A 247-nucleotide genomic window follows, 5' to 3' on the forward strand; every position below is an offset into this window, starting at 1 on the left:
CGATGCGGTGAACTCCAGGCAGCAGCTGGCCGGGGTCCTCGCCGCGGGCACGGGCGCGCGCTGGCTGCGCCGATCGTGCGTGTAGCCGAGTGTCTCGACCCCCCCCGGTAGCCCTGCCAGGCATCGGTGATGACGGTGGCGCCGGGCTCGACGTTCTCGCCGACGAACAGGTGCAGCGAGGCGGCCGAGGCGTCGGCCAGGATCGCCATCCGACAGCGTCCGTAGCCGCGGGGCTGCCTGACTTCGA

1 pseudogene is annotated in these 247 nt (G+C 72.9%); it reads right to left on the reverse strand.

Features of this window, described 5'->3' with window-relative positions:
- Positions 1–209, reverse strand: a pseudogene (locus AC5RWU_RS24805) (hypothetical protein); the annotation flags it as partial.
- Positions 210–247: the final 38 nt, after the last annotated feature.

The organism is Arthrobacter sp. B0427-1-12, assembly GCF_059092905.1.